The organism is Enterobacter cloacae complex sp. 677-3DZ2D5B (genome assembly GCF_004136695.1).
Classification (GTDB): Bacteria; Pseudomonadota; Gammaproteobacteria; order Enterobacterales; family Enterobacteriaceae; genus Enterobacter; species Enterobacter hormaechei_C.
This window is the reverse complement of the sequence record NZ_QFLS01000004.1, coordinates 77,470-90,383: the sequence shown is the minus strand read 5'-3', so window position 1 is coordinate 90,383 and position 12,914 is coordinate 77,470. Positions and strand designations below refer to the sequence as shown.

The 12,914-nt window shown below is 55.8% G+C and carries 10 protein-coding genes; 4 read left to right on the top strand and 6 right to left on the bottom strand.

Features of this window, described 5'->3' with window-relative positions:
- Window position 1: 1 nt before the first annotated feature.
- Window positions 2–1,498 (bottom strand): DUF3300 domain-containing protein, encoded by a 1,497-nt coding sequence (locus tag DD597_RS06210; protein WP_129256018.1) that lies wholly within the window; start codon window positions 1,496–1,498, stop codon window positions 2–4.
- A 449-nt stretch (window positions 1,499–1,947) separates the two neighbouring features.
- Here DD597_RS06210 and acnB point away from each other — a divergent pair, with 449 nt between their 5' ends.
- Complete coding sequence (gene acnB / locus DD597_RS06205; RefSeq protein ID WP_023315407.1) at window positions 1,948–4,545, top strand: bifunctional aconitate hydratase 2/2-methylisocitrate dehydratase; 2,598 nt, start codon at window positions 1,948–1,950, stop codon at window positions 4,543–4,545.
- Window positions 4,546–4,734: 189 nt separating this feature from the next.
- Window positions 4,735–5,097 (top strand): protein YacL, encoded by a 363-nt coding sequence (gene yacL, locus DD597_RS06200; RefSeq protein ID WP_032608514.1) that lies wholly within the window; start codon window positions 4,735–4,737, stop codon window positions 5,095–5,097.
- A gap of 31 nt (window positions 5,098–5,128) precedes the next feature.
- Here the strand turns inward: yacL and speD are convergent, their stop codons facing one another.
- From speD to DD597_RS06185, 3 genes are all read right to left on the bottom strand, one after another.
- Window positions 5,129–5,923 (bottom strand): adenosylmethionine decarboxylase, encoded by a 795-nt coding sequence (gene speD, locus DD597_RS06195; RefSeq protein WP_032608515.1) that lies wholly within the window; start codon window positions 5,921–5,923, stop codon window positions 5,129–5,131.
- Entirely contained in the window at window positions 5,924–6,793 is an 870-nt protein-coding gene (gene speE, locus DD597_RS06190; protein WP_045330972.1) for a polyamine aminopropyltransferase, read from the bottom strand. It lies immediately after the preceding gene.
- A gap of 101 nt (window positions 6,794–6,894) precedes the next feature.
- Window positions 6,895–7,242 carry a YacC family pilotin-like protein gene (locus DD597_RS06185; RefSeq protein ID WP_003856306.1) on the bottom strand — a complete coding sequence of 116 codons (348 nt, stop codon included), beginning with the start codon at window positions 7,240–7,242 and terminating at the stop codon, window positions 6,895–6,897.
- A 145-nt stretch (window positions 7,243–7,387) separates the two neighbouring features.
- Here DD597_RS06185 and cueO point away from each other — a divergent pair, with 145 nt between their 5' ends.
- Window positions 7,388–8,947 (top strand): multicopper oxidase CueO, encoded by a 1,560-nt coding sequence (gene cueO, locus DD597_RS06180; RefSeq protein WP_048243508.1) that lies wholly within the window; start codon window positions 7,388–7,390, stop codon window positions 8,945–8,947.
- A gap of 86 nt (window positions 8,948–9,033) precedes the next feature.
- Here the strand turns inward: cueO and DD597_RS06175 are convergent, their stop codons facing one another.
- Window positions 9,034–11,424 (bottom strand): glucose/quinate/shikimate family membrane-bound PQQ-dependent dehydrogenase, encoded by a 2,391-nt coding sequence (locus tag DD597_RS06175; RefSeq protein ID WP_003856304.1) that lies wholly within the window; start codon window positions 11,422–11,424, stop codon window positions 9,034–9,036.
- Between the two features lie 206 nt (window positions 11,425–11,630).
- Here DD597_RS06175 and hpt point away from each other — a divergent pair, with 206 nt between their 5' ends.
- Window positions 11,631–12,167, top strand: coding sequence for a hypoxanthine phosphoribosyltransferase (gene hpt, locus DD597_RS06170; protein WP_003856303.1), 537 nt, complete (start codon window positions 11,631–11,633; stop codon window positions 12,165–12,167).
- Window positions 12,168–12,231: 64 nt separating this feature from the next.
- Here the strand turns inward: hpt and can are convergent, their stop codons facing one another.
- Window positions 12,232–12,894 (bottom strand): carbonate dehydratase, encoded by a 663-nt coding sequence (gene can / locus DD597_RS06165; protein ID WP_003856301.1) that lies wholly within the window; start codon window positions 12,892–12,894, stop codon window positions 12,232–12,234.
- Between the last annotated feature and the right edge of the window lie 20 nt (window positions 12,895–12,914).

Genomic DNA, 12,914 nt, shown 5'->3' with positions numbered 1-12,914 from the left:
CTTAACGACGGTGGAATTCATGGTGTTCGGTATGGTGTTCGGACAGCTGCTGGCGGAAGCTGGCACGCTGCTCACTGTTCAGCGACGCGTGCTGGCGGCTTTGCAGCCCGCGCTGGTGCTGGGCCTGCCAGCTGGCCGAACGGCTGTCGTTGCCGCTCAGGGCGTTTGCCCGCAGCGGCTGATGCTGAACCTGCGTCGGGCGTCTGGTTTGCGCAAGAGTATTATTCATCTGTTGTGCGTGGGGCCGCGCGCTGTCGTAGCCGCGGTAGTTGCTGCGCTGAGAGAGCTGCTTCAGTTGCTGCGCGGACGCTGAATGTTGCGGGAAATGCGCGTCGCCATGCTGTAGCTGTGTGAGCGTTTTGCCCGTCGACTGCTGTACCTGCGCCATCGCGGCCTGCCGCTGGCTATCGCGGTTGACCGGCTGCTGCCGGGTAGCGCTCAACCCGCCCGGCACTGAAGTCTGATGATAGCGGCTGGCAAGCTGGCTATTGGCGTAGGGCACGCCGTTGCGGTAGGCCGGGTTATGCTGCCAGACCTGGTGATTATCGGTACGGTGCTCGCCGGTGATCTTATTGAAGTTATTAACATTAATATTAATGTTATCGCCGTTATGCGAATAACTGCCGTGGTGATCGTCATCATGATCGTGATGATGATCGTCGTCATCGTCCCAGTCGATGTTACTGAACAGCGCATAGGTGGTGGCTACGCCGAGGCTATAGCCAAAGCCTCTGACAAAACTATTGGTAAACTGCTGGCCGGGAGACGGAGGCAGATACACCGGCGGATAGCTGGCATTTGGCCACGTGCCGTAAACGGTGGAAGGGTTGTAGGTAGGGACATAAACTACTTGTGGATCGGCTGGCTCAATTTTAATCACCGTCGGACTAGCCGACGTTGACGTCGCGGCTGTACTGGCGGAGGCTGGCGCAGATTTTTTCACGGTGGTGACGGTCTGCTGCGGGGTGGATTGCAATGTGCCTGTCTGCTGCGCCAGCAGGCGCAGACGCTGCACGGAATCCATCACATCCTTTGGCTGGGCCAGAAAGGCGTCGCCGAGGCTTTGTACCCACGACGGGTTTTCCCCCATCAGCGACATTAACTGCGGAAAGGCGACCAGCGATTTCACGCTGGCATCCCATGGCTGCCCGCTGACCGCCTGAATGGCGGCATCGCCCTGCATTTTAGGGTTGTCCTTTGACCACTGGGCGGCCTGAATCACGCTCGCCGGATAGGTTGAGGCCATCAGAATTTGCGACAGCAGCGCGTCGGGGTAGAGCGCAATGGGCGCGGTCCACTGATCGATCTGCGCGGCGGTATAGGCAGGGGTGGCCACCGGGGCAGGCTGTGCTGCCGGGTCGGGGAGCTGCGGGGCTACCGGCGCAGGTGCGGGAGCGGGTTCCGTTGCGCGGCTTTTAACGAACATGACGCCCGAGGCGGCAAACAGCCCCGCACTGCAAAGCAGAACAAGAAGATGTGGTTTAAAAGGCAACTTCATAGATTGACTCCAACGAGACGAGTGCAGTGCCGTGAGGCGTTGCTGTTGCCGCGAGTATCATTCACCCGTGTTTTACAGTTTTGACTTTTGTTGGGAAAAACTCTGAAGCATCCGGATAAAGAGTGTGAGTATTTATTACACAATTATATCGGATGGCTGAGCAGGCGACGGAAATTCAGAAGGCCGCTCTTGCGAGCGACCAGCAGCGCGTTGCCGGGGGGACGATAGACTTACGGAACTGCTTCCAGGCCCGGTGACGGGGTGCTACATCATGCTTAACGATTCAGCAAATTTTTTAATGTTGCTTTTTTGTAAACAGATTAACACTGTGCAGAAATCCTGCTATGCTGCCCGACGCGGTATCGGGCATTTACCCTACAAACTGCTGTCTCACAGGAGCGTGAAGAGAACGCCCGCCGCATATGACAATGAGAGCGAGGAGAACCGTCGTGCTAGAAGAATACCGTAAGCACGTAGCAGAACGTGCCGCCGAGGGAATTGTACCCAAACCGTTAGATGCAACCCAAATGGCCGCGCTCGTCGAGCTGCTGAAGAACCCGCCTGAGGGCGAAGAAGAATTCCTGTTAGATCTGCTGATCAACCGTGTACCGCCTGGCGTAGATGAAGCTGCCTACGTAAAAGCCGGATTCCTTGCCGCCGTTGCCAAAGGCGAAGCCACCTCCCCACTGGTTACTCCTGAAAAAGCGATTGAACTGCTCGGCACCATGCAGGGTGGCTATAACATTCATCCGCTGATTGACGCGCTGGATAACGACAAGCTGGCACCGATTGCCGCTAAAGCGCTCTCTTCAACGCTGCTGATGTTCGATAACTTCTACGATGTGGAAGAAAAAGCCAAAGCAGGCAACGTCTATGCGAAGCAGGTGATGCAGTCCTGGGCCGATGCCGAATGGTTCCTGAACCGCCCTCAGCTTGCTGAAAAAATTACCGTTACCGTCTTCAAAGTGACCGGTGAAACCAACACCGATGACCTCTCCCCGGCACCGGACGCGTGGTCTCGTCCTGATATCCCTCTGCACGCCCTGGCGATGCTGAAAAACGCCCGTGAAGGCATTGAGCCGGACCAGCCGGGCAGCGTTGGCCCGATCAAACAGATCGAAGCCCTGCAACAAAAAGGTTTCCCGCTGGCTTACGTGGGTGACGTTGTGGGTACCGGCTCTTCCCGTAAGTCCGCCACCAACTCCGTGCTGTGGTTCATGGGCGACGACATTCCGCACGTGCCAAACAAGCGCGGCGGCGGCCTGTGCCTCGGCGGCAAAATTGCGCCAATCTTCTTCAACACCATGGAAGATGCTGGCGCGCTGCCGATCGAAGTGGATGTCTCTAACCTGAACATGGGCGACGTGATTGACGTTTACCCGTATAAAGGCGAAGTGCGTAATCACGAAACTAATGAGCTGCTGGCAAGCTTTGAGCTGAAAACCGACGTGCTGATCGACGAAGTACGTGCTGGTGGCCGCATTCCGCTGATCATCGGCCGTGGCCTGACCACCAAAGCGCGTGAAGCGCTGGGTCTGCCGCACAGCGACGTGTTCCGTCAGGCGAAAGACGTGGCGGAAAGCAACCGTGGCTTCTCGCTGGCACAAAAAATGGTCGGTCGCGCCTGCGGCGTCGCTGGTATCCGTCCTGGCGCGTACTGCGAGCCGAAGATGACCTCCGTCGGCTCTCAGGACACCACCGGTCCAATGACCCGTGATGAGCTGAAAGACCTGGCGTGCCTGGGCTTCTCTTCCGATCTGGTGATGCAGTCCTTCTGCCACACTGCGGCGTATCCGAAGCCGGTTGACGTGACCACGCACCACACGCTGCCAGATTTCATCATGAACCGCGGTGGCGTGTCTCTGCGTCCGGGCGACGGCGTTATCCACTCCTGGCTGAACCGCATGCTGCTGCCGGATACCGTCGGTACCGGCGGTGACTCCCATACCCGTTTCCCAATCGGTATCTCCTTCCCGGCGGGTTCCGGTCTGGTGGCGTTTGCTGCCGCGACCGGCGTGATGCCGCTGGATATGCCGGAATCGGTGCTGGTGCGCTTCAAAGGTAAAATGCAGCCGGGTATTACCCTGCGCGACCTGGTTCACGCGATCCCGCTGTATGCCATCAAACAGGGTCTGCTGACCGTTGAGAAAAAAGGGAAGAAAAACATCTTCTCTGGCCGCATTCTGGAAATTGAAGGTCTGCCGGATCTGAAAGTTGAGCAGGCTTTCGAGCTGACCGATGCCTCCGCTGAGCGTTCGGCTGCGGGCTGTACCATCAAGCTGAACAAAGAGCCGATTATTGAGTATCTGAACTCTAACATCGTGCTGCTGAAGTGGATGATTGCAGAAGGCTACGGCGACCGTCGTACGCTGGAGCGTCGTATCCAGGGCATGGAAAAATGGCTGGCCGATCCGCAGCTGCTGGAAGCCGATGCTGACGCAGAGTACGCGGCGGTGATCGACATCGATCTGGCGGATATCAAAGAGCCAATCCTGTGTGCACCGAACGATCCGGACGACGCGCGTCCGCTGTCCGAAGTTCAGGGCGAGAAGATCGACGAAGTGTTCATCGGTTCGTGCATGACCAACATCGGCCACTTCCGTGCAGCCGGCAAGCTGCTGGATACCCACAAAGGCCAGCTGCCAACCCGTCTGTGGGTGGCGCCGCCAACCCGTATGGACGCGGCTCAACTGACCGAAGAGGGCTACTACAGCGTGTTTGGTAAGAGCGGTGCGCGTATCGAAATTCCTGGCTGTTCCCTGTGTATGGGCAACCAGGCGCGCGTAGCCGACGGCGCGACGGTGGTCTCCACCTCGACCCGTAACTTCCCGAACCGTTTAGGTACCGGTGCGAACGTCTTCCTGGCCTCTGCGGAACTGGCGGCGGTTGCGGCGCTGATTGGCAAACTGCCAACGCCGGAAGAGTACCAGACCTTTGTGGCTCAGGTGGATAAGACGGCGGTGGATACCTATCGCTACCTGAACTTCGACCAGCTCTCTCAGTACACCGAGAAGGCAGACGGGGTGATCTTCCAGACGGCGGTATAAACAGCAAAACCGTCTCTACGAGACGGTTTTTAGTGTTTGCACCCTCTCCCGTGGGAGAGGGACGGGGTGAGGGCATCAGGCCGCAGGTCTTGCTCTCACCTTTTTATTTTCATTCCTCCCACCTCCCACGCTTTTTTTCTTCCTCGCTGCTGCGATAATTACCTTAATGGCTTTGCAGAGGAAAACACTATGGATTACGAATTTCTGCGCGACATCACCGGCGTGGTGAAAGTGCGAATGTCGATGGGGCACGAAGCCGTTGGACACTGGTTTAACGAAGAGGTGAAAGAGAACCTCGCGCTGCTGGATGAAGTTGAGCAGGCGGCGGAAACGGTGAAAGGCAGTGAACGCTCCTGGCAACGCGCCGGGCACGAATACACCCTGTGGATGGATGGCGAAGAGGTGATGGTGCGCGCCAACCAGCTTGAGTTCTCGGGTGATGAAATTGAAGAGGGGATGAGCTACTACGACGAAGAGAGCCTGTCGCTGTGCGGCGTGGAAGACTTCCTGAGTGTGGTGAATGCCTACCGCGACTTTATGAAACAGAAGTAACTTCCCGAAGCGTCCCTGCTCCGGGTCACGTTTACACGGTCGGAATGTTACGGCCGTAGTAAATTTCGCGCATCTCTTTCCAGAGCAGGTCGGTAATGACCTTTCGCTCTTCCTCACTTAAATCTTCCGGCTTCGTGTGGAACATGTAGTGCTTAAGGTCGAATTCCTTAAGTAACATTTTGGTGTGGAAGATATTCTCCTGATAGACGTTCACATCCATCATGTCGTACAGCGACTTCATGTCCTCGGACATGAAGTTCTGAATGGAGTTGATCTCATGATCAATGAAGTGCTTCATGCCGTTGATATCACGGGTAAAACCGCGTACGCGATAATCAATGGTGACGATGTCCGATTCCAGCTGGTGGATTAAATAATTCAACGCATTCAGCGGTGAAATCACGCCGCAGGTGGACACTTCAATATCCGCGCGGAAGGTACACAGCCCGCCTTCCGGGTGGCTTTCCGGGTAGGTGTGCACGCAGATGTGGCTTTTATCCAGGTGAGCAACCACCACTTCCGGCAGCGGGCCGGGGTGTTCGGTTTTGTCGATAAGCTTCGGGTCAACCGGCTCTTCACTCACCAGAATGGTGACGCTCGCACCCTGAGGCTCATAATCCTGGCGCGCGATATTGAGGATGTTCGCGCCGATAATCGAGCAGGTCTCTGTCAGGATCTCGGTCAGACGGTTGGCGTTGTAGAGTTCATCGATATAGGCGATGTAACCATCGCGCTCTTCTGCTGTTTTGGCGTAGCAGATATCGTAAATACAAAAACTCAGGCTTTTGGTCAGATTGTTAAAGCCATGCAGTTTAAGCTTTTTCAATTAGTTCACCTCCTTTGAGGACAGCGCGTCTTGCAGATATTGAGGCAACGCAAAGGCTGCGGTATGAATAGCCGGATTGTAGTATCGGCACTGTAGACCTGCCTGATGGAAGCGGGCCTGAATAATTTCGGTGGAGAGATGACGTAATACGTCGTTATCCGTCGCCCAGGCAAAGGTCATGATACCGCCGTAGTACGTCGGAATGGCCGCCTGATAGAAGCTGACGTCAGCAAAATAGGTGCTCAGCTTACGGTGGCTATCAAGCGCTTCATCCTGTTGCAGGAAGCAAACGCCGTTTTGCGCCACAAAAATTCCGCCAGGCTTCAGGCAGCGCTTGCAGCCTTCGTAAAACGACGAGGTAAACAGCGACGCGCCCGGACCGATAGGGTCGGTACAGTCAGAGATAATGACATCAAACGTTTGCGTGGTCTGGTTAACAAAATTGACACCATCGTCGATAACCAGATTAAACCGCGGATCGTCATAGCTGCCGGCATTATGGTTGGGCAGATACTGGCGGCAGAACGACACGACCCCGGCGTCAATTTCCACCATGGTGATGGTTTCGACATTCTGATGGCGAGAGACTTCACGCAGCATCGCGCCGTCGCCGCCGCCGATAATCAGCACGTCCTTCGCGTGGCCGTGGGCCAGCAGCGGGACGTGGGTCATCATTTCGTGATAGATAAACTCGTCGCGCTCGGTGGTTTGCACCACGCCGTCCAGCGCCATCACGCGGCCAAAAGCGGCGTTTTCGAATATTATCAAATCCTGATGATCGGTTTTCTCATGATAGAGCACGTTATCCACGGCAAAATACTGACCAAAATGGTCGTGCAGCGTTTCTTGCCATACCGTTTTTTCGGTCATGGGGAGCACCTCCTTCGTTAACATCCATTACATCCGGCAGATGGGCGCAACACAACACCACCGTGAGGCGGTTAGCGGGTCAACAAGGGGCGTCGGGAAGGTTACTTCACGTAGGCGAGCAGGCTGAGTGAATCGCGAGCCAGCGCTTTGCATTTTTTAGCAGTGGGAATGCCAATACCGCTTAAATCACGGTAGCTGTCTTCACCGAGCGCCTTCATGTCGAAGCTGTCGTAGTTGCTGAGGTCCCATTGATTCTGCTGGGCAAAAAAGACCAGTGCGCGACGAATTTGCCCATTGGGTAAATTCTGGTAACCACAATCGTTTTTCAGAAAAACAAAAACTGCCGTCAGATCGGCCATATCTTCCGCTTCGTTTTCACTTAGCGCGTAACTGTTCGCACACATCGCCATCAGGCTGGCGAACAAAATTGTTCTGAAAAACGTCTTCATTGCCTTTACCACTGCATCACGGAAAATTAACGTTAGCATACTTGATGCCAGGCCGACGATCTTTATTATTGCCGCCGTGCTTGACCTTCCGGTAAGGGGAGGGTTTATGCTCAAAAGATCGCCTGCTGGAAATAAGGAAATGCACATGCAACGTCGTGATTTTTTAAAATTTTCTGCCGCGCTGGGGGTTGCCAGCGCGATACCTCTCTGGAGCCGCGCCGTTTTTGCCGCCGACAGACCGGCTTTACCCATTCCTGAATTACTCGCCCCAGATGCCCGCAGCCGCATTCAGCTTGTGGTGCAGGCCGGTAAAACCACGTTCGGTCAGCACGCCGCCACGACGTGGGGGTATAACGGCAATCTGCTCGGCCCGGCGTTGCAGTTACGCAAAGGGAAGGCGGTGACGGTAGACATTCATAACACGCTTGCGGAAGAGACCACGCTGCACTGGCACGGGCTGGAAGTCCCGGGCGAAGTGGATGGGGGGCCTCAGGGCGTCATCAGGCCTGGTGGTAAACGCAGCGTAACCTTTACCCCGGAACAACGCGCGGCGACCTGCTGGTTCCACCCGCATCAGCATGGCAAAACGGGCCATCAGGTGGCGATGGGGCTGGCCGGGCTGGTGCTGATTGAAGACGATGAAAGCCGCCTGCTGCGCCTGCCGAAACAGTGGGGTATCGACGATGTCCCGGTGATTGTGCAGGACAAAAAATTCAGCGCTGACGGGCAAATTGACTATCAGCTGGACGTAATGAGCGCGGCGGTAGGCTGGTTTGGCGATACGCTGCTGACCAACGGCGCGATCTACCCGCAGCATGCCGCGCCAAAAGGCTGGCTGCGCTTACGTCTGCTTAACGGCTGTAACGCCCGCTCGCTGAACTTCGCCACCAGCGATAAACGCCCGCTTTACGTAGTGGCAAGCGACGGCGGCCTGCTGCCGGAGCCGGTGAAGGTGAGCGAGCTGCCGATGCTGATGGGCGAGCGCTTCGAGGTGTTGGTGGATATCAGCGATGGCAAAGCGTTTGACCTGGTGACCCTGCCGGTCAGCCAGATGGGGATGGCCGTTGCGCCGTTTGATAAGCCGCATCCGGTCCTGCGCATTCAGCCACTACAGATCACCGCCTCCGGTACGCTGCCGGAGACCCTCACCACTCTGCCAGCACTCCCGTCGCTGGATGGGCTTACGCAGCGTAAACTTCAGCTCTCCATGGACCCGATGCTCGACATGATGGGCATGCAGGCGCTGATGAAGAAGTACGGCAATCAGGCCATGGCGGGAATGCATCACGGCCAGATGATGGGCCATATGAATATGGACCACGGCAATATGGGCGGCATGAATCACGGCGGCCATGGTTTCGATTTCCACAATGCCAACCGCATCAACGGCAAAGCGTTCGATATGAATACGCCCATGTTCGCCGCCACGAAAGGGCAGTTTGAACGCTGGATGATTTCAGGCGAAGGGGACATGATGCTGCACCCGTTCCATATCCACGGCACGCAGTTCCGTATTCTGTCTGAAAATGGTAAAGCGCCGGAGCCGCATCGCGCGGGCTGGAAAGATACGGTGAGGGTGGAAGGCGGCGTCAGCGAGGTACTGGTGAAGTTCGACCACGAGGCACCGAAAGAGTTTGCCTATATGGCCCACTGCCATCTGCTGGAGCATGAAGATACGGGGATGATGCTCGGTTTTACCGTATAAAAAAAGCCGGGTGGCGGCTTCGCCTTACCCGGCCTACATATGGAAATCGTAGGCCCGGTAAGCGTTAGCGCCACCGGGCTTTTTCGTTACTTAGCGTCGTCAGGCAGTGCATACGCGACAATATAGTCGCCCATCTTCGTGCCAAACGAACCGTGACCACCCGCGGAGATGACAACATACTGTTTGCCATTCACTTCATAGGTCATCGGCGTTGCCTGTCCACCGGCTGGCAGACGGCCTTGCCACAGTTTTTCACCGTTGGTCATGTTGTACGCGCGCAGGTAGTTATCTGCGGTTGCCGCGATAAACAGCACGTTACCGGCGGTGGAGATTGGGCCACCCAGCATTGGCATACCCATATTGAACGGCACTGGAACAGGCATCGGGAACGGCATGCTGTCCTGTGGCGTACCAATACGTTTTTTCCAGACGATCTTATTGGTCTTCAGATCCAGACCGGAGATATAACCCCAGGCAGGCTGTTTACACGGCAGACCGAACGGAGAAAGGAATGGATTCAGGGTCACACCATAAGGAACGCCATACTGCGGCTGGATACCGGCTTCGGTACCGCTGCCTTTCGCATCTTTCGGCTGCTCCATTGGGTTACCCGGACCGCGTGGGATCAGACGGGAAACGAACGGCAGCGCCATTGGGTTAGCGATGGCGACCTGACGGTTAGGGTCAACGGAGATCCCACCCCACTCGAACATCCCCAGGTTACCCGGGAAGACCAGCGTGCCCTGCTCTGAAGGCGGCGTGAAGATGCCTTCATAGCGCAGTTGATGGAACATCACGCGGCACACCAGCTGGTCAAACATGGTGGCACCCCACATGTCTGCACCGCTGAGATCTTTCTTCGGACGGAAGCTCAGGTCAGAGAACGGCTGCGTTTTGGTGACGTAGTCGCCTTTGGCCGCGCCCTGCGGAACCGGTTTTTCTGGCGCAGGAACAACCAGCTTACCGTTGCTGCGATCCAGCACGAAGATGTTGCCGGTTTTGGCCGGGGCGTAAATCACCGGAACGGTTTTACCGTTAACGGTAATGTCCGCCAGCGTCGGCTGGGACGGCATATCCATATCCCACAGATCGTGGTGAACGGTCTGGTAGCTCCATGCCAGTTTACCGGTCGTTGCGTTCAGCGCCACGATGGAGCTGGCGTAACGTTCCTGCTCCGGCGTGCGGTTACCGCCCCAGATATCCGGCGTGGTCACGCCCATCGGCAGGTAAACCAGGTCCAGCTTCGCGTCATACGCTGCCGGTGCCCAGGAGTTCGGTGAGTTAAAGGTAAAGGTGTGTTCATCGGATGGGATCGCGTTAGGATCTTTCGCGCCCGGGTCGAAGGCCCACAGCAGTTTACCGGTGTTCACGTCGAAACCACGGATAACGCCGGAGGTTTCGCGGGTAGAGAAGTTATCCGTTACCGAACCGGCAATCACGATGGTTTTATCAGTGATGATTGGCGGGGAGGTCGGCTCATACAGACCCGGCGTAGTGTCCGGCATGTTGGTCTGAAGATTCAGAATGCCTTTGTTAGCGAAGGTTTCGCACAGCTTACCGGTCTCAGCGTTGATGGCAAACAGGCGGCCATCGTTCACCGGCAGCATAATGCGGCGAGGACAGTCGGCAATGACTTCCGGGCTGGCATTATCTGCGCGCGCTTCGTGGTAAGAGACGCCGCGGCAGGTGATGTGCTGGAACGACGGGTTGGAGTTCAGCTGTGGATCAAAGTGCCATTTCTCTTTACCGGTGGCCGCGTCGAGCGCGAACAGGCGCTGGTGCGCCGTACACAGGTAGAGCATGTTGCCCACTTTAATCGGGGTCACTTCGTTGGTCAGCTCACCCGGATCGTTTGGCATCTTCAGGTCGCCGGTACGGAATACCCAGGCTTCCTTCAGGTTTTTCACGTTGTCCGCGTTGATCTGCTTCAGCGGGGAGTAGCGTTGACCTTCCTGGTTACGACCATAAGCAGGCCAGTCACCGTCCGCCACCTGCGAAATAGCCGCAGCCGGCGTGGATTCCGCGTTCAGCGTGCCATTGATCTCCTGCGGGTCGTTAAAACCGGCCCAGGTCAGGATGCCGCCACTAATCAGCAGAGCAACGACCAGACCGGCCACGGCGCCACTGGAAGGGACAATCAGACGACGCCAGACAAACGGCAGGATCAGCCAGATACCGAAGAAGACCAGAATGTCGCTGCGCGGCGTCAGCGCCCAGAAGTCGAACCCGACTTCCCAGACGCCCCAGATCATGGTTGCGAGCAGTAACGCTGCGTACAACCACAGAGCAGATTGTTTTCTGCGTAAAAGCAGGACGGTTACGCCAACCATAACCAGACCCGCTATCGGGTAGTACCAGGAGCCGCCAATCGCGACCAGCCATACGCCACCGATTAACAAATACAGCGCGCAGAATGCGGCAAACGCGGCTGTTAATGTCACCAGTAGACGCGGCTGTTTAGTTTTTGTTTCAGCCATAGAAAAGTACTCGTCAGTTTTGTTAATTATTTGCTAGCAATTAATTATAGGTATTAACAACTGTGATCGGAATCACAAATATTGCTTTTTATAACTCATACGCCAGGCTTATCCATTTACTGGTATAATGGCTGGCTTGCGTATCGATGCCGGAGCGAGAGTCATCCGCATTGAGAGATTTTCACTAAAATCATTTGGTTAGTAATATGAAACATACTGTTGAAGTGATGATCCCGGAAGCCGAGATCAAAGCGCGTATCGCCGAACTGGGTCGTCAAATCACCGAACATTACAAGGACAGCGGCAGCGAAATGGTGCTGGTCGGTTTGTTGCGTGGCTCTTTCATGTTCATGGCAGACCTGTGCCGTGAAGTGCAGGTGCCGCACGAGGTCGATTTTATGACCGCCTCCAGTTACGGCAGCGGCATGTCCACAACCCGTGATGTGAAAATCCTGAAAGATCTGGATGAAGATATTCGTGGCAAAGATGTGTTGATTGTTGAGGACATCATCGACTCCGGCAACACGCTCTCTAAAGTGCGTGAGATCCTGAGCCTGCGTGAACCAAAATCACTGGCGATTTGTACACTGCTGGATAAGCCTGAGCGCCGTGAAGTGCAGGTGCCGGTGGAGTTCGTTGGTTTCTCCATCCCGGATGAGTTCGTGGTGGGTTATGGCATTGATTACGCACAGCGTTATCGCCATCTGCCGTATGTTGGGAAAGTGGTGATTCTGGACGAATAATTGCGGGCTGATGCCCTCACCCCAGCCCTCTCCCACAGGGAGAGGGTGAAAACCCCCGGCTTTGTTATTTATGGTTAACGTGCTTAAGCTTGAGGTTGGCAATTCCCGAGCGGTAACGCTGTTCCAGCGTTTCGCGGTTGGTGGCGGTCACTTCCAGATTGCGCAGCAGGCCGTCGTGAATACCGTACGCCCAGCCGTGGATGGAGACCTTCTGCCCGCGTTTCCAGGCAGACTGCATAATCGTCGAATGGCCCAGGTTATACACCTGCTCCATCACGTTCAGCTCACACAGCGTGTCGAGACGGCGCTCCTGCGGCATTTCGCCCAGCAGTGAGCTATGTTTGAACCAGATATCACGAATGTGCAGCAGCCAGTTATCGATTAACCCCAGCTCTGTATTTTCGACTGCCGCCTGCACGCCGCCGCAGCCGTAGTGACCACAAATAATGATGTGCTCAACCTCAAGAACGTCGACGGCATACTGAACAACCGAAAGGCAGTTGAGATCGGTATGAATAACCAGGTTAGCCACATTGCGGTGAACAAACAGTTCGCCAGGTTCAAGACCGGTCAGACGTTCGGCGGGGACGCGGCTGTCAGAACATCCAATCCAGAGAAAGCGTGGGTTCTGCGCTTGCGCGAGTTTTCCAAAAAATCCGGGGTCTTCCTCCACCAGCATTTTTGACCATAGTGCATTGTTGCTGATGAGTGTATCTATGTCGTTCATGGAGGTTAGCGACCTGTAAC